The organism is Oerskovia merdavium (assembly GCF_014836755.1).
GTDB classification, from domain to species: Bacteria; Actinomycetota; Actinomycetes; order Actinomycetales; family Cellulomonadaceae; genus Oerskovia; species Oerskovia merdavium.
Genome location: NZ_JACSQF010000013.1, coordinates 78,732 through 95,922 on the forward strand (window position 1 = coordinate 78,732; position 17,191 = coordinate 95,922).

19 protein-coding genes are annotated in these 17,191 nt (G+C 71.8%); 14 read left to right on the top strand and 5 right to left on the bottom strand.

Annotated features, from left to right (window positions below; genetic code table 11):
• The first annotated feature begins 16 nt into the window (after positions 1-16).
• The 3 genes from H9641_RS13255 (at position 17) to H9641_RS13265 (ending at position 2,284) form a co-directional block, all read left to right on the top strand.
• A complete protein-coding gene (locus H9641_RS13255; RefSeq protein WP_225220457.1) occupies positions 17-748 on the top strand; it encodes an ABC transporter permease in 732 nt (243 codons plus the stop codon).
• Positions 749-904: 156 nt separating this feature from the next.
• On the top strand, positions 905-1,339 hold the full coding sequence (locus H9641_RS13260) for a hypothetical protein (RefSeq protein ID WP_191804521.1): 435 nt from the start codon (positions 905-907) through the stop codon (positions 1,337-1,339).
• A 339-nt stretch (positions 1,340-1,678) separates the two neighbouring features.
• Positions 1,679-2,284, top strand: a complete 606-nt coding sequence (locus H9641_RS13265) for a hypothetical protein (protein ID WP_191804523.1) — start codon at positions 1,679-1,681, stop codon at positions 2,282-2,284.
• A 51-nt stretch (positions 2,285-2,335) separates the two neighbouring features.
• On the opposite strand, the gene H9641_RS13270 is transcribed toward H9641_RS13265, so the two are convergent.
• Both H9641_RS13270 and H9641_RS13275 read right to left on the bottom strand, forming a co-directional pair.
• A complete protein-coding gene (locus H9641_RS13270) occupies positions 2,336-3,007 on the bottom strand; it encodes a potassium channel family protein (protein ID WP_056649726.1) in 672 nt (223 codons plus the stop codon).
• Between the two features lie 72 nt (positions 3,008-3,079).
• Positions 3,080-4,456: a TrkH family potassium uptake protein gene (locus tag H9641_RS13275; protein ID WP_191804525.1), complete on the bottom strand. Its 1,377-nt coding sequence runs from the start codon at positions 4,454-4,456 to the stop codon at positions 3,080-3,082.
• Between the two features lie 272 nt (positions 4,457-4,728).
• On the opposite strand from H9641_RS13275, the gene H9641_RS13280 reads away from it, so the two are divergent.
• On the top strand, positions 4,729-5,925 hold the full coding sequence (locus tag H9641_RS13280; RefSeq protein WP_318244569.1) for an acetoin utilization protein AcuC: 1,197 nt from the start codon (positions 4,729-4,731) through the stop codon (positions 5,923-5,925).
• 233 nt (positions 5,926-6,158) lie between these two features.
• Entirely contained in the window at positions 6,159-6,257 is a 99-nt protein-coding gene (locus tag H9641_RS13285; protein WP_003792170.1) for a 30S ribosomal protein bS22, read from the top strand.
• A gap of 141 nt (positions 6,258-6,398) precedes the next feature.
• On the opposite strand, the gene H9641_RS13290 is transcribed toward H9641_RS13285, so the two are convergent.
• The gene (locus H9641_RS13290; protein WP_056649733.1) at positions 6,399-7,208 is read right to left on the bottom strand and encodes an HAD family hydrolase; all 810 of its coding nucleotides are present in this window, start codon (positions 7,206-7,208) and stop codon (positions 6,399-6,401) included.
• Between the two features lie 105 nt (positions 7,209-7,313).
• On the opposite strand from H9641_RS13290, the gene H9641_RS13295 reads away from it, so the two are divergent.
• Complete coding sequence (locus H9641_RS13295; RefSeq protein ID WP_318244570.1) at positions 7,314-7,673, top strand: glutaredoxin family protein; 360 nt, start codon at positions 7,314-7,316, stop codon at positions 7,671-7,673.
• A gap of 95 nt (positions 7,674-7,768) precedes the next feature.
• Positions 7,769-8,473, top strand: a complete 705-nt coding sequence (locus tag H9641_RS13300) for a redox-sensing transcriptional repressor Rex (protein WP_191804527.1) — start codon at positions 7,769-7,771, stop codon at positions 8,471-8,473.
• Positions 8,474-8,631: 158 nt separating this feature from the next.
• Here the strand turns inward: H9641_RS13300 and H9641_RS13305 are convergent, their stop codons facing one another.
• On the bottom strand, positions 8,632-9,183 hold the full coding sequence (locus H9641_RS13305; RefSeq protein ID WP_191804529.1) for a YceI family protein: 552 nt from the start codon (positions 9,181-9,183) through the stop codon (positions 8,632-8,634).
• A 202-nt stretch (positions 9,184-9,385) separates the two neighbouring features.
• Between H9641_RS13305 and H9641_RS13310 the strand changes: the two genes are divergently transcribed.
• The 7 genes from H9641_RS13310 to H9641_RS13340 all read left to right on the top strand — a co-directional run bounded on the left by H9641_RS13310 (position 9,386) and on the right by H9641_RS13340 (position 16,594).
• Entirely contained in the window at positions 9,386-9,904 is a 519-nt protein-coding gene (locus H9641_RS13310; protein WP_225220448.1) for a MarR family winged helix-turn-helix transcriptional regulator, read from the top strand.
• Positions 9,905-9,997: 93 nt separating this feature from the next.
• A complete protein-coding gene (locus tag H9641_RS13315; RefSeq protein WP_191804531.1) occupies positions 9,998-10,687 on the top strand; it encodes a histidine phosphatase family protein in 690 nt (229 codons plus the stop codon).
• 52 nt (positions 10,688-10,739) lie between these two features.
• Entirely contained in the window at positions 10,740-11,384 is a 645-nt protein-coding gene (locus tag H9641_RS13320) for a TlpA family protein disulfide reductase (protein WP_191804533.1), read from the top strand.
• Between the two features lie 68 nt (positions 11,385-11,452).
• Complete coding sequence (locus H9641_RS13325; protein WP_191804637.1) at positions 11,453-12,220, top strand: cytochrome c biogenesis CcdA family protein; 768 nt, start codon at positions 11,453-11,455, stop codon at positions 12,218-12,220.
• Entirely contained in the window at positions 12,220-14,139 is a 1,920-nt protein-coding gene (gene resB, locus H9641_RS13330) for a cytochrome c biogenesis protein ResB (protein WP_191804535.1), read from the top strand. The genes H9641_RS13325 and resB overlap by 1 nt, the downstream gene beginning before the upstream one ends.
• Entirely contained in the window at positions 14,136-15,095 is a 960-nt protein-coding gene (gene ccsB / locus H9641_RS13335; protein ID WP_191804537.1) for a c-type cytochrome biogenesis protein CcsB, read from the top strand. The genes resB and ccsB overlap by 4 nt, the downstream gene beginning before the upstream one ends.
• A gap of 143 nt (positions 15,096-15,238) precedes the next feature.
• Positions 15,239-16,594 (top strand): LCP family protein, encoded by a 1,356-nt coding sequence (locus H9641_RS13340; RefSeq protein WP_318244571.1) that lies wholly within the window; start codon positions 15,239-15,241, stop codon positions 16,592-16,594.
• 51 nt (positions 16,595-16,645) lie between these two features.
• Here the strand turns inward: H9641_RS13340 and H9641_RS13345 are convergent, their stop codons facing one another.
• Positions 16,646-17,152: a PLD nuclease N-terminal domain-containing protein gene (locus tag H9641_RS13345; RefSeq protein WP_191804539.1), complete on the bottom strand. Its 507-nt coding sequence runs from the start codon at positions 17,150-17,152 to the stop codon at positions 16,646-16,648.
• Positions 17,153-17,191 lie beyond the last annotated feature (39 nt).

Genomic DNA, 17,191 nt, shown 5'->3' on the forward strand with positions numbered 1-17,191 from the left:
CCGCGCACCACGCGCCCTGAGCCCCGGCCTGACCTTCGCGACCGCGGGCCGGGTCCTGCGGCAGATCCGCAACGACCCGCGCACCATCGCGCTGCTCGTCGTGCTGCCGTGCGTGCTGCTGGGACTCATCGCCTGGATGTTCGACGGGACGCCCGTCCTGGACCAGTTCGGCCCCATCCTCGTGGGGCTGTTCCCCATGATCATCATGTTCCTCGTCACGAGCGTCACGACGCTGCGCGAACGGCAGTCCGGGACGCTCGAACGGCTCATGACCATGCCGCTCGGCAAGGGCGACTTCGTGGGCGGCTACGCGCTCGCGTTCGCGCTCCTCGCGACCGTGCAGGCCCTGGTCGTGGTGGCGTTCGCGGTGTGGGTGTGCGGCATGGACGTTGCCGGGCCCGTGGGCCTCGTGGTGCTCGTCGCGGTGCTCGACGCGATCCTCGGGTCGTGCCTGGGGCTCGCGGCCTCGGCCCTGGCCCGCTCGGAGTTCCAGGCCGTGCAGCTCATGCCCGTGGTCCTGTTCCCGCAGCTCATCACGTGCGGCCTGCTCATGCCGCGCGACGAGATGCCCGCGGTGCTCGAGGCGATCAGCCGGGTGCTGCCCCTGACGTACGGCGTCTCGGCGCTCCAGGACGTGGCCGCGGGCGGTGGGTTCGCGGACGTCCGCGGTGCCGTCGCGGTCATCGTCGGGTTCATCCTGGGGGCGATCGTGCTGGGGACGCTCACCCTGCGGCGCCGGACGGCCTAGCGTCGCCCCACGTGCGGGGCGCCTCACGTCGAGCTCAGAACCGCCCGCCTCGTCTTCCGCGCTGGCCGAACTGTGTAGTCTCAGCCCACACACGGTCACGATGGGGGAGCGTTCATGCGAGGAAGCAAGGCGGCCGGGGCTTCGGCTCTGGTACTGGTGGCTCTGACGATGGCGGGCTGCAGCGGGGAGGGCAGTGCCGCCCTTCCCGAGCCCACGGGAGAGGTTGCTCAGGTCGACGCACCCGAGGACGGGGCGCAGGATGCTGCCGCGTGCGCGGCGGTCTCCGACGTGATGACGATCGTGGAGAACGCAGACATCGCTCTGAGCGAGGGCCGCATGGCCGCCCAGGAGCAGCAGGGCTGGTACGAGGTCGCGACCGATGTGCTGCACCGCATCCCCTCGGGCGGCGACAGTGCCGTGAGCCTGGGGGTCGCCGACCTGCAGGCCACCGTCCCTGCGGTCGAGACCTGGCCCAGGACCGAACCCACCGTCATCAGGTCGGACGCCTGGAACGATGCGCTCACCACGCTCGACGCGCCGTGCCTCGAGGTGGACTCCGAGCTGACCATCGGCGTCTTCACCGGCGGCTGAGGCTTGCTGTCCGCTCCGGGAGTCCTCGTCGACGGCCGGCTCCCTTCGAGGACCTGGGGCTGACACAGCCTGAGGTGTACCCGGCCAGGTGGTGGTCCACGTCGGGCTGTCGGCACGAGGACCTCCTGGGCCCGCCCGCGCCCTGAGAGCCCTCTGCCCCTGCCGTCTTCCACGGCTCGTCGACCGGGTACCACGGTTCACCGAATCTCACCCGCTGAGGCGCCCGCACGGGGCCCGAGACGTGGGAGGATGGGCGCGCTCGGGGGCGCGAGGCGACAAGGGAGTGCGCAAGTGCGGATCGTGAACCCGCGGGCTGGAGCCCGCACGTTCGCAGGGGCTGTGGCAGGACTCGTGATGGTCGGCGGGATCGTCCTCGGTGGGCTTCCCGCGGTCGCGGCCCCACCCGTCCCGGTCGGGGACCACGGACCGGAGGGCGTGAGCCTCCAGGTCGGCATCACGGGGATCACCCCGCTCTCGGTGGTCGACACGGTCGCGGAGAACCCCGTGCCGGGCGGGACGCTCGTCGTCCGCGGCCAGGGATTCGTGCCTTTCGTGACGTACGACGTGCACCTCCACTCGACGCCCACGTTCCTCGGGACCGTGACCGCGCGCGCGGACGGGACCATCGAGCTCGTCACGACCATCCCGCTCTCGACGCTCCCCGGCCCCCACTACGTCGTGGTCACCGACCCCCTGAGCGGTGCGTCGGTCCGGTCGGCGTCGTTCGACGTCCGCAGTGCTCCCGGCGGCGGCACCGACGGCAGCGGAGGCACGGGCGGCGGGACGACCACGGGCAACGGCACGACGGCCGAGGGGACCTCGCCCGGCAAGGTCCCAGGCCCGTTGGCCTCGACCGGCATCACGGTCGCCGGCACCCTGGCCGTCGCAGGAGCCCTCGTCGCGGGAGGCGCAGCGCTCAGACGTCGCCGGACGCGCGCGAGCTGAGCGGCGCCGTCGGGCGTCGTCCTGAACGGTGGACCGGGCGTGGCCCCGTGACTACGGCCGCGCCGCGAACCGCTCGAGCAGCTCGGCGTGCCCCGAGACGATGAGCAGGTCGTTCGCGGAGATGCGCGTGGTCGGCTCGGCGTACACGAAGTCCTGACCCGGCGACTTCACGCCGATGATGGTCACGCCGTAGCGGTCGCGGACCTTGGTCTGCTCGATCGTGAAGCCCTGCGTCTCCTTCGGGGGACGCATCTTGACGATCGTGAAGCCGTCCTCGACCTCGATGTAGTCGAGCAGCTTGCCCGAGACCAGGTGCGCGACGCGGCTGCCCGCGTCGGCCTCGGGGAACACCACGTGGTGCGCGCCGATGCGCTGCAGGATGCGGCCATGCTCGGCAGAGATGGCCTTGGCCCAGATCTGGGGGGTGCCCAGGTCCACCAGGTTGCCCGTGATGAGCACGCTCGCCTCGAGCGAGGTGCCCACGCCCACGACCGCGACCGGGAAGTCGCGCGCGCCGAGCTGTTCCAGGGCGGTCGGGTTGGAGGCGTCGGCCTCGACGAGCGGGATGCGGCCCGACCACTGCGCGATGAGCTCGGGCGACCGCTCGACCGCGAGCACGTCCTGGCCGAGCCGGTCGAGGGTCGCGGCGATCGCGGACCCGAACCGGCCGAGACCGATCACGAGCACGCCGGCATTCTTCTCGGGGGCCTTCTTGTCGGGCACCTGGGGGACCTTTCGTCAGGAGGCGCGGTCCGGCAGCGAGCCGGGACCGCACCAGGGAGCAGGGAGGCGGGGTCAGCCGATGATGGGGCGTTCCTCGGGGTAGCGGATGACGCGGCGCCGGTCGCGCAGCGCGAGCGCGGCCGCGAGCGTCATGGTCCCGGTGCGCCCGATGAACATGAGCACGACCAGGACGTACTTGCCGGCGGTCGGGAGGTCGGCCGTCACGCCCGTCGAGAGTCCCACGGTCGCGAACGCCGAGATGGTCTCGAAGAGGATCACGTCGAGCGTCCAGCCCGTGATCTCGAGCAGCAGCAGGCTCGCCACGAGCACGGCCGTCGCGCCGATGAACGACACGGCCACGGCCAGGCGCAGGGTCTCGCGCGGGATGCGCCGACCGAAGGCCTCGAGGTCGCGGTCGCCGCGCGCCTCGGACACGATCGCGAGCAGCATGACCGCGAGCGTCGTGACCTTGATGCCGCCCGCCGTCGAGGCGCTGCCGCCGCCGACGAACATGAGCGCGTCGGTGATGAGCCAGCTCGACTCGTGCATGCCGTTGATGTCGATCGTCGAGAAGCCCGCGGACCGGGGCATGACCCCGGCGAACAACGAGGCGAGGATCTTCTCGTTGAGGCTCAGCGGGCCCAACGTCTTGGCGTTGGTCCACTCGAAGGCCGCGAACAGGACCACGGCCACCACGACCAGGACCGCGCTCGTGGTGAGCGTCAGCTTGGTGTGCAGGTTCCACTTCGAGGCGCGGCGCCGGTTGCGCATGATGTTGAGGATCACGGGGAAGCCCAGCGAGCCGATGAACACGCCGATGATGATCGGCATGAGCAGCATCCAGTCGCCCACGTAGGGCGTCAGACCCTCGGCCGTGGGGATGAAGCCCGCGTTGTTGAACGCCGAGATCCCGTAGAACAGGCCGTGCCAGGCGGCCTCGCCGAACGTCTCCTCGAGCACGATGAAGCGCGGCAGGAGCAGCAGCGCGATGAGCAGCTCGATGCTGGTCGAGGTGATGATGACGACGCGCACGAGCGAACCGACCTCGCCGAGCCGGGTCGTCTTGGTCTCCGAGGCCGTGAGCAGCTTCTGCGTCAGGCCGATGCGCCGCGAGACGGCCATGCCGAGGATCGAGGCGAGCGTCATGACGCCCAGACCACCGATCTTGATGCCCACGAGGATCACGACCTGCCCGTACGTGGACCAGTAGGTTCCCGTCGGGACCACCACGAGGCCCGTGACGCACACGGCCGACGTCGCGGTGAACAGCGCGTCGATCAGGGGCGCGGACCTCCCGGACGTCGTGGCCCACGGCGCCATGAGGAGCAGCGTGAACAGCGAGATCACCGCGGCGAAGACCGTGACCGCGAGACGGGCCGGTGAGTGGCGGGCGAGGCGATCGACCAGCTCGCGCCCTGCGAAGAAGCGCCCGGAGACCCCCTGGGGCATCGGTCCTCCGTCTCGCTGTCCGTGCGTCCTCGTCCGGGTGGACGAGCGGCGGGGCGTGCCCTGCGGGCCGTCCGGTCGCCGTGCGTGCCGATGTGTCGCCCAACTCTGCCACAGGACGGGCCCTGCCCACCGGCTGAACCGCGTGGCGCCGTCGGGCCGCCCGGGCGATACCGTGTTTCCTGCCGGCTGCCGAACGCCTTCACGCGTCGCGGTACGGGCCGTGCGACGGAGCACCCGCCGTCCGGACGAGGACCACCGACCGAGGAGCGCACGTGACCGGAACCGACACCGTGCCGTTCGTCGCGCAGGTCGTGTGGAGCCCGGACCTGCTGGGCTACGACTTCGGGCACGGGCACCCCATGTCCCCGACGCGCCTGGACCTGACCATGCGCCTGGTGCGCGCGCTGGGCCTGCTCGACGCCCCGGGCGTCGAGGTCGTCGGGACGGCGCCCGCCACCGACGAGGTGCTCGACCTGGTGCACGACCCGGCATACGTCGCCGCGGTGCACGCGGCCTCGGAGCAAGGGGTGGAGAACGCCGCGCTGGGGCTGGGCACCGAGGACGACCCGGTCTTCGCCGGGATGCACGAGGCCGCGGCACGCATCCTGTCGGGCTCGTACGAGGCCGCGGGCGCGGTCTGGTCGGGGCACGCGCTGCACGCCGTGAACATCGCGGGCGGCATGCACCACGCCCAGCGCGGGGCCGCGTCGGGCTTCTGCATCTACAACGACGCCGCGGCCGCTGTCCGTCGTCTCCTCGACGACGGCGCCGAGCGTGTCGCGTACGTCGACCTCGACGCGCACCACGGCGACGGCGTCGAGTCGATCTTCTGGGACGACCCGCGCGTCCTGACGGTCTCGGTCCACCAGAGCGGCGCGACGCTGTTCCCCGGCACGGGGCACGCGACGGACACGGGTGGCGCCTCGGCGTCGGGCACCGCGGTCAACCTCGGCCTGCCCCGACGGACCGACGGCTCGCGCTGGCTGCGGGCTGTCGACGCGGTCGTCCCGCCCGTCCTGCGCGCGTTCCGGCCGCAGGTGATCGTGTCCCAGCACGGCTGCGACGCCCACGGACACGACCCTCTGAGCGACCTCGACGTGAGCATCGACGCCCAGCGTGCGGCCGTACGGTGGATCCACGAGCTGGCGCACGAGCTCGCCGAGGGGCGCTGGGTCGCCCTGGGCGGCGGGGGCTACTCGGTCACGTCGGTCGTCCCGTTCGCGTGGTCGAACGTCGTCGCGGAGGTCGTCCACGCGCCCGTGGCGCCGTCCACGCCCGTGCCGGCCGTCTGGCGCGACCACATCACCGCGGTCGCGCACCGCGAGACCGCCGAGCTCATGGGGGACGGCGAGGTCGCGTTCACGTCCTGGGGGCGCGGGTACGACCCCGAGGACGAGGTCGACCGCGCCGTCGTCGCGACGCGCAAGGCCGTGTTCCCCCTGCTGGGGCTCGACGCGCAGTTCGACTGAGACGGTTCGAGGACACCTCCCTGGCCGGCGCAGGGCGCGCGCCGAGCACGCGTCCGTCCGGGGGCCGCGGCACGTGCCCGACGACGTCACCCGCGCTCGATTTCTGGCGACCGGCAGGGAGCAGGTAGTCTAAGGGACGGACTTTTTCTCGTGTTGGTCGGTTCCCGATCAGCCGTGGACCACCATGATCGGGGCGATCCCGATCGCACACCGATCCAGCATTGTGAGGACCCATGGGCTCCGTCATCAAGAAGCGCCGCAAGCGTATGGCCAAGAAGAAGCACCGCAAGCTGCTTCGCAAGACGCGCCACCAGCGTCGTAACAAGAAGTAGCAGCGCGGCGCGGTCACGCGCCTGCTGCCGCAGGAGCCCGGAACCCTCAGGGGTGCCGGGCTCTTCGCATGTCCGGGTGTGGGCGTGCCCGACCAGGCTGCGGAGGTCCGGCGTCGCGGCCTGCTCCTGGACCGCGGGGGGTCAGAGGCCGGTGCGGCCCTTGAGCGAGCGCCGGATCGAGCGCATGACGAGCCCGAGGACCCAGGCCGCCCCCGCCCAGCTCGCGGTCTTGAGCCCGCGGTTCGCGACGCGTCGGCGCCTGCCGCGGAACTCGCGGATGGGCCATCCGACGTCCTTGGCGTGGCGGCGCAGGCGCGTGTCGGGGTTGATCGCGCACGGGTGGCCGACGGCCTGCATCATGGTCACGTCGTTGAGCGAGTCGCCGTAGGCGTAGGAGGCCGAGAGGTCGATCCCATGACGCTCGGCGAGCTCGCGGACGCCTGCCGCCTTGGCCCGGCCGTGCATCATGTCGCCCACGAGGCGGCCCGTGTAGAGGCCGTCCTCGTGCTCGGCGACCGTGCCGAGCGCCCCGGTCGCGCCGAGCCGCCGGGCGATGAGCTGACCGATCTCCAGAGGGGTCGCGGACACGAGCCACACCTGGTGGCCGGCCGCGATGTGCTCGTCGAGAAGCTTCTGGGTGCCGGGGAAGATCCGCAGCGAGAGGACCTGGTCGTAGACCTCCTCGCCGATCGCGACGACCTCGGCGACCGAGCGGCCCGCGATGAGGTCGAGGGCGCGCGAGCGGACCTGGTCGATCTGGCGCTTGTTCTCACCGAGCAGGAGGTAGCGGGCCTGGTGGAACGCGAACGTCACGAGGTCCGGGGTGGAGAAGAAGCCGCGCTGGTACAGCGCACGGGCAAGGTGGAACGAGCTGGCGCCCCGGATGATGGTGTTGTCGACGTCGAAGAAGGCCGCCGTCGGATGGGTGGACCCAGGTGCAGACGTCGGCATGCCGTCCACTCTATCGGCGCCCGCCGACGCCCGCCGACGACCTGTGCTCCTCAAGACGCCGACGACCGGGACGGCCCTTCTGTCCGGGATGCGTAGGCTGGGGGAGTGAGCACCGCAGAACCTGCCGCCGGACATGCCGCAGGACGAGACGCTCGACCCGACGCCGGGCCCGAGGGACTCGCCCCGGCCGAGACCTCTGGCGCCGCGCCACCGCGCGTCGTGCTCTACGGGCGCGAAGGGTGCCACCTGTGCGACGCGGCCCGCGAGACGGTCGAGGCCGTGTGCGCCGAGCAGCAGGTCGCGTGGGCCGAGGTCGACGTGGACGCGGACCCGACCGGCGCGCTCGCGTCCGAGTACGGCGACTACGTCCCGGTCGTGACGGTCGACGGGGTCCAGCAGGGGTTCTGGCAGGTGGACGGCGCACGGCTCGCCAGGGCGCTCGCGCGGCGGCGCGTCAGCGGCTGACGCTACGCGTTCGGGCCCAGAGCCTGAGATGATCCGAGACAGCAGCACAGCGAGGTCGTCAACGACGACGACATGACGAGGTATGGGTGGTACGAGTGGCAGAGACCCTGGGGGACACCGGTATTCCGGGCGCGACGGTGGCACGCCTGCCCGCCTATCTGCGGGCCTTGCGCGACCTGGAGGGGCGCGGCGTGGAGACCACGTCGTCGACCGAGCTCGCCGAGCTGGCGGGGGTCGGGTCCGCGCAGCTCCGCAAGGACCTGTCCTTCCTGGGGTCCTACGGGACGCGCGGTGTGGGGTACGTGGTCGACTCGCTCGCGACCTACATCACGTCGGCGCTGGGCGTGACCGACGAGCACCGGATCGCGATCATCGGTATCGGTAGCCTCGGTCATGCGCTCGCGAACTACTCGGGCTACGGGACCAGGGGCTTCGAGGTCGCGGCCCTGCTCGACGCGTCGCCGTCGGTCGTGGGCACCGAGGCGGCCGGCCTCGTGGTCGAGCACGTCGACGCGCTCGAGGAGGTCATCGTGCGCGAGAACGTCACGATCGTCGTCCTGGCCACGCCCGCGCACGTCGCGCAGGACGTCGCCGAGCGCGTGGTCGAGGCCGGGGTCCGCGAGATCCTCAACTTCGCGCCGCGCGCCCTCCAGCTGCCCGACGACGTGATCGTGCGCTCGGTCGACGTGGGCAGCGAGCTGCAGATCCTGGCCTTCCACGCGCAGGCCCGGGCGCTCGCGAACCGGCCTCCCGCCGAGGCGGGCCCGGATCTCGACGAGGACGAGGGCGCCGGAGCCTAGGGCGCGACCGCAGGTGGTGGGCCGCCCGTCGGGGGCGGGCCCCGCCGTCGGGCCCGCGAGCCCCCGGACAGCACAGGAGCCGGCGACTCGTCACGGGTCGCCGGCTCCTGGCGTACCGGGCCGCGTCAGGACGCGGGGGCCGGGCGGGGGAGAGAGGCTCAGGCCTGCTTGATCGCCGAGAGGTCGAGCGCGATCTTGATCTTGTCGCCGACGAGCACGCCACCGGCCTCGAGGGCCACGTTCCAGGTCAGGCCGAACTCCTTGCGGGAGACCTCGGTCTTGGCCTCGAACCCGGCGCGCGAGTTGCCGTAGGCGTCGACGGCCGTGCCCGTGAACTCGGTCTCGAGCTTGACCGGCTTGGTGACGCCGTTGATGGTCAGGTCGCCCTCGATGACGAAGTCGTCGTCGTCGGCCTCGACGGCGGTCGAGACGAAGTTCCAGGTCGGGTTCTTCTCGGCGTCCCAGAAGTCGGCCGACTGGAGGTGGCCGTCGCGGCCCGCGTCACCGGTGTTGACCGACTTGGCGTCGATCGCCGCGACCACGTTGGAGGACTCGACGTCGTCGCCGATCGTGATGTTGCCGTCGGCGATCGCGAGCGAGCCGCGGACCTTGGAGATGCCTGCGTGGCGGACCGTGAAGGTCGCCTGCGAGTGCGAGGGGTCGATCGCGTAGGTGCCCGCGGTGAGTCCGGTGGGGAGGTTCGTGGCCATGGGTGTCTCCTGAATGGTCGTGTTGCGTTGCGTCAGGCGCGCCGTCGACGTGCCATTAGTTGAAGATTCAACTTCATACGAACGCATCAACGCAAGCCCACCGCCCTCTATTCCACGAGGAGGGCACGAGTTCTCCCCGGAGCGGCCACCACCCCCGACGATGGGAGAATGGTGCCGTTGTCCACCCGGAGGGGCGTGACGGATGAAGGAAGAGATGACGGCTCAGCAGGACCAGCACGCCACGACGGTGCACGACGCCCCCTGGCTCGACGACGACCAGCAGCGCTACTGGCGCTCGTTCCTCGACGGCTCGGCGCGGTTCGTCGAGGCCCTCAGCAAGGAGCACGAGGAGCGCTCGAGCCTGACCCTCGGCGAGTACGAGCTCCTGGTCCGGCTGTCCGAGGCCGTCGACCACACCATGCGCATGTCGGCGCTGGCCGACGGTCTCGCCCGCTCCCGCAGCCGGGTCACGCACACGGTCCACCGCATGGAGCAGCGCGGGCTCGTGCGCCGCGCCGCGAGCGTGGGCGACGGCCGAGGTGTGAACTGCGTCATGACCGAGGCGGGCTACGCCGAGCTCGAGGCGTCGGCCCCGGGTCACGTGACCGCCGTCCGTCGCTACCTGGTGGACGTCCTGACCCCGGCACAGCTCCGCAACCTCGGCGAGGCCATGGACGCCATCGCCGAGGCGTGCCGGGTCGTGGAGCCGCGCGAGCAGTAGGCAGCGCCGGGAGACTCGCGCGTCGCGAGGTGTGGTCCGGAGCACCCCGGGCACGTGCACCGCGCGGGCCAGATCTTTGGGAGACTGGTCGGCATGGTTGCAACCACGGTCCACCTCATGCGTCACGGTGAAGTCTTCAACCCGGACGGCATCCTCTACGGGCGAATCCCCGGCTACCACCTCTCGGAGCTCGGGCACACCATGGCGCGCCGCGTCGCGGGGCACCTGTCGGGCAAGCCCGCGGAGGGCGCGCCCGCGCTGCCCGACGACGGCGCGCACGAGCCCTTCGACGTCGCCCTGGTCATCGCGTCCCCGCTCCAGCGCGCGCAGGAGACCGCGACGCCCGTCGCCGAGGCCTTCGGTCTGCCGCTCGGCACCGACGAGCGGCTCATCGAGGCGGGCAACCACTTCGAGGGCATGAAGTTCGGAGTGGGCGACGGCTCGCTGCGCCACCCCGGGCACTGGCCCTACCTGTGGAACCCGCTGCGCCCGTCGTGGGGCGAGCCCTACAAGGAGCAGGTCGCGCGCATGCACGCCGCGGTCCACGACGCGCGCGAGCAGGCCGAGGGCCGCGAGGTCGTGCTCGTGAGCCACCAGCTCCCCATCTGGATCTCGCGCCTGGCGTTCGAGGGCAAGCGCCTGTGGCACGACCCCCGCAACCGCCAGTGCTCGCTCGCGTCCCTCACGTCCCTGCGCTTCGACGGGGACCGCCTCGTCGGGATCCACTACACCGAGCCGGTCGCCGACCTGCTGCCGGGGGCCGCGAAGGTCTCCGGAGCGTGACCCACCAGGGGTTTCTCAGGTTGTGCCCAGGCAGGTGGGAGACAGTGCTGCCATGATCCACCCCTTCCGTGCCCGGCACGGTCGCGCGCCCGCACCCGGGCGTCGTGCCGCCGGTCGTCCTGCTCTCGTCCCCGTCGCCATCGTCTCGCTCGGTCTGGTCCTCACCGGCTGCGCCCAGGAGTCGGGGGCCACGAGCCCCGACGACGTCGTGGGTCAGGGCTTCGTCTCGGGCGACGGCTCGGTCAAGACGTGGGACGTGTCGGACCGTGACGACCCCGTCGTCCTGACCGGTACGGACTTCGAGGGCAACGCGATCGACACGAGCGCCTGGGTCGGCGACGTCGTCGTGCTCAACACCTGGTACGCCTCGTGCGCGCCGTGCCGGGCCGAGGCGCCGGACCTGGTCGCGCTCGCGACCGACCGCGCCGACGAGGGGGTGCGCCTGCTCGGGATCAACAGCACCGACGACGCGGGCGCCGCGCTCGCGTTCGAGCGGACGTTCGAGGTGCCCTACCCCTCGATCGAGGACACGCGCGGCGAGGCGATCGCGACGCTCGAGGGCTCGGTGCCCATCCAGGCGGTGCCCACGACGGTCGTCCTCGACCGCGAGGGCCGCGTCGCCGCACGCATCATCGGTCGGGCCGAGGGCTCGACCCTCACCGGGCTCGTCGACGACGTCCTCGCAGAGGACGCCTGACCGTGACCCCTCTCTCCTTCGCCGGTGACGTCGGCTCCACGTTCGCCATCACGGCGTTCAGCGGTTCCATGCTGCTGGCGGTGCCCGTCGCGCTCCTCGCGGGGCTCGTGTCCTTCGCGTCCCCCTGCGTGCTGCCCCTCGTCCCCGGCTACGTCGGGTACGTGAGCGGTCTCGCGGCGGCCAACGCCGGGGCCACGTCCCGGCAGGGCGGCAGCAGCGCCGGTGGCGGTACGGCCGTCCGGACAGTGAGCGCCCCCGGCCGGTGGCGCGTCGCGACCGGCGTGGGGCTCTTCGTGGCCGGCTTCACGCTCGTCTTCGTCCTGCTCATGGTCGCCGCCGGGGCCGTCGGCGTGCACGTCAAGCAGTGGGAGGACGTCATCACGCGGGTCATCGGGGTCTTCGTGATCCTCATGGGCTTCGCGTTCATGGGCGCGATGCCCTTCCTCCAGCGGGATCGTCGCCTGCACCTGAGCCCCACCGCGGGAATCTGGGGTGCACCGCTCCTGGGCATCGTGTTCGGCCTGGGCTGGGCGCCCTGCATCGGCCCGACGCTCACGGCGGTCATGGCTCTGTCCCTCGACGAGGCCACCGCAGGTCGCGGGGCGATCCTGGGCATCGCCTACAGCCTGGGCCTCGGCATCCCGTTCCTGCTCATCGGGATCGGTCTCGAGCGGTCCAAGAAGGCCGTGGCCTTCCTGCGTCGCCACCGTCTCGCGATCATGCGCATCGGGGGCGGCATGCTCATCCTCATCGGGCTGGCGCTCGTGACCGGGGTCTGGGGCACCTGGACCTCACGCCTCGGCGGGCTCATCACGGGCTTCGAGACGGTGATCTGATGAGCGACAAGGACCTCTACCGCCCCGAGGGCATCGACGACGCGTTCAGCCACCCCGAGCCCGAGGCGCGCACCGCCGAGGGCGAGGCGGCCGCCGAGACGCGAGCGACGCCGTCGGGCAGCTCGGAGCGCGCCCCGCGCGCGACCGGACCCGGCACCGCGACCCCGGACTCGCACAGCTCCCCGAGCGCAGGGGAGGCCGGCGCTCCGCAGCTGCCCTCGCTCGGGCTCAAGGGCACCCTGCGGTGGACCTGGCGCCAGGTCACGAGCATGCGCGTCGCGCTCATGCTCCTCATGCTGCTCGCGGTCGCGGCCGTCCCGGGCTCGGTGCTGCCGCAGCGCCCGCAGGACCCGGCCGCGGTCCTGACCTACCTCCAGGACAACCCGCGCACGGGCGAGTGGCTCGACCGGCTGGGCTTCTTCGACGTGTACGCGTCGGTGTGGTTCTCCGCGATCTACATCCTGCTGTTCGTCTCGCTCGTGGGCTGCATCCTCCCGCGCACCAAGGCGCACCTGCAGGCCGTGCGCAACCGCCCGCCTCGCACCCCGCGCCGCTTCGACCGCTTCCCGGCCAAGGCCGAGACCACGAGCACCGCGACGCCCGACGAGGTCGTCGAAGCGGCAGCAGCGCACCTGCGTGGCCGGTTCCGCTGGTTGCCCACGTTCCGCGTGGACGTCTCGACCGAACCCGCCGACGTGGCCCGCGGCCTGCCCGAGCGACGGACCGTCGCCGCCGAGCGCGGTTACCTGCGAGAGACCGGCAACCTGGTGTTCCACCTCTCGCTCCTGGGCCTGCTCGTCTCGGTCGCCACCGGACAGCTCCTGCACTTCCGCGGGCAGGCGATCATCACCGAGGGGCGCGGTTTCGCGAACGCGGTCGTCGACTACGACACGTTCGAGAGCGGCTCGCTGTTCAGCCCGAGCTCGCTCGTCCCGTTCTCGATGACGCTCGACTCGTTCGACGCCGAGTTCGCGATGGACCAGGTCGCGTTCGCGCAGTCGCGCGACTTCACGGCCAACGTCACGGTGCGCAACCCCGACGGGTCCTCGCAGGAGGAGCAGATCAAGGTCAACCACCCGATCGTCGCCGGCGGGGCCAAGATCTACCTCCAGGGCAACGGCTACGCCCCCGAGATCACCGTCCACGACGCCGAGGGACAGGTCGCGTTCGCAGGCCGCGTCCCGTTCCTGCCCGAGGACACCATGTACACCTCGCGCGGGGTCGTGAAGGTGCCGGACACGTCGCCGGGCCTCGATCAGATCGGCCTCGTCGGCTACTTCCTGCCCACCGCAGAGGTGACCGAGGACGGGGCGCGCTCGATCTTCCCGCAGCCGGCCAACCCGCTGCTCGTCCTCGAGGTCTACCGGGGAGACCTGGGCCTCGACGACGGGCTGCCGCAGAACGTCTACCGGCTCAACACCGACACGCTCACGGCGTCGGTCGACGAGGCGGGGGACCGCGTCCAGCTCCTCGTCGCCCCGGGCGAGACGGTCGATCTGCCGGACGGTCTGGGCACCCTCACGTTCGCCGACGGGCCCGTCGCACGCTACGTGGCGCTCGACATGCGGCACGACCCGGCGCTCGTCTGGATCCTCGTGTTCGCGCTCGGCGCGCTCGGCGGCCTGGCCGTCTCGCTCTTCACCCCGCGCCGCCGCGTGTGGCTGCGTGCGTGGAGCGAGGAAGGGCCCGACGGCGAGGCGTCCGCGCCGCGTACCGTCGTCACCCTGGCGGGACTCGCCCGCGGCGACGACGCTGGACTGCAGGGAGAGGTCGACCGCGTGGTCGAGTCGCTCCCCGGGACCGAGCAGGCCACCGACCTGCCTGCCCCACCCGAACGTCCCACCAGGACGCCTCGCGCGTCCGCTTCCCGTCCCACCGGGCCGGCTCGCGCCGACCGACCACGAAAGGCTGACCGATGACCGTTGCCGAGCTGAGCTCCGACCTGGTGTGGGCGGCGGCGACCGCGCTCACGGTCGCGTTCGTCGCCTTCGCGATCGACCTGTCCAGGCTGGGGGCCAAGGAGCCGGTCGCCGAACCGGTGGCCGCCAAGGGGGATGCCGACGCTCCGGTCGCGGTCGCGGTCGCGACCCCCGCCAAGCCCGTCTCGCGCAAGGCCGCGGGCATCGGCATCTCGACCGGATGGCTGGGCACCATCCTGCTGCTCGGGGCGATCGTGACCCGCGGTATCGCCGCGGGCCGTGCACCCTGGGCCAACATGTACGAGTTCACCCTCGTCGGTGCGTTCGTCGCGATGGCGGTGTTCCTCGGGGTGAGCCTCAAGCGGGACGTGCGCTTCATCGGCGCGTTCGTCACGGGACTCGCCGTGCTGTTCCTCGTCGTGGCCCAGAACTCGTTCTTCCTCGACGCCACGGGCGTCCAGCCCGCGCTGCAGTCCTACTGGCTCGTGATCCACGTGGGCGTCGCGATCATCGCCACGGGCATCTTCACGGTCGCGTTCGTCATGTCCGTGATCCAGCTCCTGCGCGACTCGCGCGAGAACGGCAACGGTTTCCTGGGGCACCCGGCATGGCGCTGGCTCGACACGACCCCCAGGCCCGCACAGCTCGAGGCACTGAGCTTCCGCCTCAACGCCGTCGCGTTCGTGCTGTGGACCTTCACGATCATCGGTGGTGCGATCTGGGCCGAGCACGCCTGGGGGCGCTACTGGGGCTGGGACCCCAAGGAGGTCTGGAGCTTCGTCGTGTGGGTCGTCTACGCGGCCTACCTGCACGCCCGCACCACGCGCGGCTGGTCCGGTCGGCGCGCGGCCTACTTCGTGATCGTGGGCTACGCGTGCGTGCTGTTCAACTTCACGGGCGTCAACCTGATCTTCAACGGCAAGCACTCGTACTCGGGCATCACGACCCAGGAGTAGTCGGCCGGCCCCGGATCCCGGGGCGAGGGCGAGGGCCGTCCCGCGGTGCGGGGCGGCCCTCGTCGTACTCTTCACGGGATCTCGACACGGCTCACGTGCCCCGCCCGGCACCCCCACAGGTAGCGTCGCTAGTGTCGGTGCTCGTGACCGAAGAACCCAGCAGGCGCAAGGCGCACGTGCCGTCGGGCGCCCGGGCGCGCAGCACGGACGGCGGAGGCCCGGACGGCGGAGGCCCGGACGGCGAGGCGCGCCCGGCCCCGCACCACGAGGCGGTCGCGACCGTGCGCCATGCGAGAGCTCGACGTGACCGGAGGGTGGTGCGGGTCGTCGGGCTCGTGATGACGGCAGTGCTCGCCCTCGGCGTGTCGGGTGCCGCGGCGCTCGTCGTGAAGTCGCTGTCGAACGTCGACCAGGTGGACAACCAGGCCCTCGTCGCCCCTGAGGCGTCACGGCCGGCCGCCGCGACCCCGGACCCCGCGGACCCCCTCGCGGGGCTCCCTGTGAACCTCGTCCTCATCGGCTCGGACGACCGGTCCGGGGTGAACGAGGCGATCGGTGGGGCCGAGGACGGCATGCGCTCGGACACGACCATGCTGCTGCACATCTCGGCCGACCGGACGCGCGTCGAGCTCGTCTCGATCCCGCGCGACCTGATGATCCCGGTTCCCGAGTGCACGGTCACGGGAGGCGGGACGACCAAGGCGTCGTCGAGCGCGATGTTCAACTCGGCGTTCTCGCGAGGCTGGGACGCGGGGCAGGACCTCGCGTCGGCAGCCACCTGCACGCAGATGACGGTCGAGCAGATCAGCGGGGTGCGCACCGACGGGTTCATGGTCGTCGACTTCGCGGGGTTCCAGACCATGGTCGACGCGCTCGACGGCGTCCCCATGTGCATCCCCGAGGACATGGACGACGAGGACGCGAACCTGCACCTCACGGCGGGCAACCATGTGTTGTCGGGCACCGAGGCCCTCGCGCTCGCCCGTGCCCGGCACGGGCTGAGCGACGGTTCGGACACCTACCGGATGGGGCGCCAGCAGGCGTTGCTCGCCGCGCTCACGCAGTCCGTGCTGAGCAAGAACATCCTCACGGACCTCCCGAGCCTGATCCGCTTCCTGGACGCCGCGACGAGCTCGCTGTCGATCAGCGGTGGCGTCGACCTCAAGGGGCTCGCGTTCTCGTTGCGCTCGGTGCGCCCGGAGGCGGTCACGTTCCTGACGATCCCGTCGGGGCCCATGCCGTCGAACCCCGCCCGTGTCGTGCTGGCGGACGAGGCCCAGGACGTGTGGGCGCGCCTGGCGGCCGACCAGCCCGTGGTCGAGGACGAGGCCACCGGGACGCCGACGACGCCGGCCACCCCGGACACTGCCACGATCCCGCCCGGCGACACGACGACGGGTGCGCCGACCGACACCGAGACCGTGGCCCCCGTCGACCCGCTCGCCGACCGTCTGCCGGGCGAGGCGATCACCTCGGCCGATGCGAAGGAGACCTGCTGAGGCGGGCCCGACGGGCCTCCTGGTGACGAGCCCGGTGCGGGCCCGGGCTCGCTAGCTCGGGTCGTTGTTGCCCGACGACGGAGCGTCCGGAGCGCTGTCCGTCTCGCCCTTCGAGCCCTTGCCCGGGGACCGCGGCCCCTGCTCGCGCTCGTCCTGGTGGTCCGGGGTCCCCGGGGTGTGACCGGGAGCCGCCCCTGATGCGGTCCCCGAACCGGGCGTGGAACCCTCGTCGCGCGCCTCACGACGTCGCTGCTGCTCGAGCTTCCAGAGGAAGTCCGGGTCGTCGTCGGGGGCGATCGGTCCGCTGCTGCGACGCCGCCCTCCTCCGCCCGACGGGCGGCGGGGCGTGCCAGCCCCGCCCGCTGCGGCGTGACGCGAGCGCTGCGTGCGGGACACCAGGATCCATGCGAGCGGCCCGACGAACGGCAGGAAGATGATCATCACGATCCACAGTCCCTTGGGGATCCCGCTCCGGTCGTTCTCGTCGCTCGTGGCGCAGTCGGAGAGGGCGTAGACCGCGAGGCCTACGGCGAGCAAGGTCAGCAGGACGCGGGACATGCCCCCAGCCTATGCGTCTCGGGTCAGGACGTGTCCAGC

Coding starts and splice junctions, on each gene's coding strand:
- H9641_RS13310 (WP_225220448.1), top strand. CDS start 9,386: ATGAAGGAAGAGATGACGGCTCAGCAGGACCAGCACGCCACGACGGTG.
- H9641_RS13345 (WP_191804539.1), bottom strand. CDS start 17,152: ATGTCCCGCGTCCTGCTGACCTTGCTCGCCGTAGGCCTCGCGGTCTAC.
- resB (WP_191804535.1), top strand. CDS start 12,220: ATGAGCGACAAGGACCTCTACCGCCCCGAGGGCATCGACGACGCGTTC.
- H9641_RS13275 (WP_191804525.1), bottom strand. CDS start 4,456: ATGCCCCAGGGGGTCTCCGGGCGCTTCTTCGCAGGGCGCGAGCTGGTC.
- ccsB (WP_191804537.1), top strand. CDS start 14,136: ATGACCGTTGCCGAGCTGAGCTCCGACCTGGTGTGGGCGGCGGCGACC.
- H9641_RS13315 (WP_191804531.1), top strand. CDS start 9,998: ATGGTTGCAACCACGGTCCACCTCATGCGTCACGGTGAAGTCTTCAAC.
- H9641_RS13290 (WP_056649733.1), bottom strand. CDS start 7,208: ATGCCGACGTCTGCACCTGGGTCCACCCATCCGACGGCGGCCTTCTTC.
- H9641_RS13285 (WP_003792170.1), top strand. CDS start 6,159: ATGGGCTCCGTCATCAAGAAGCGCCGCAAGCGTATGGCCAAGAAGAAG.
- H9641_RS13305 (WP_191804529.1), bottom strand. CDS start 9,183: ATGGCCACGAACCTCCCCACCGGACTCACCGCGGGCACCTACGCGATC.
- H9641_RS13325 (WP_191804637.1), top strand. CDS start 11,453: ATGCTGCTGGCGGTGCCCGTCGCGCTCCTCGCGGGGCTCGTGTCCTTC.
- H9641_RS13320 (WP_191804533.1), top strand. CDS start 10,740: ATGATCCACCCCTTCCGTGCCCGGCACGGTCGCGCGCCCGCACCCGGG.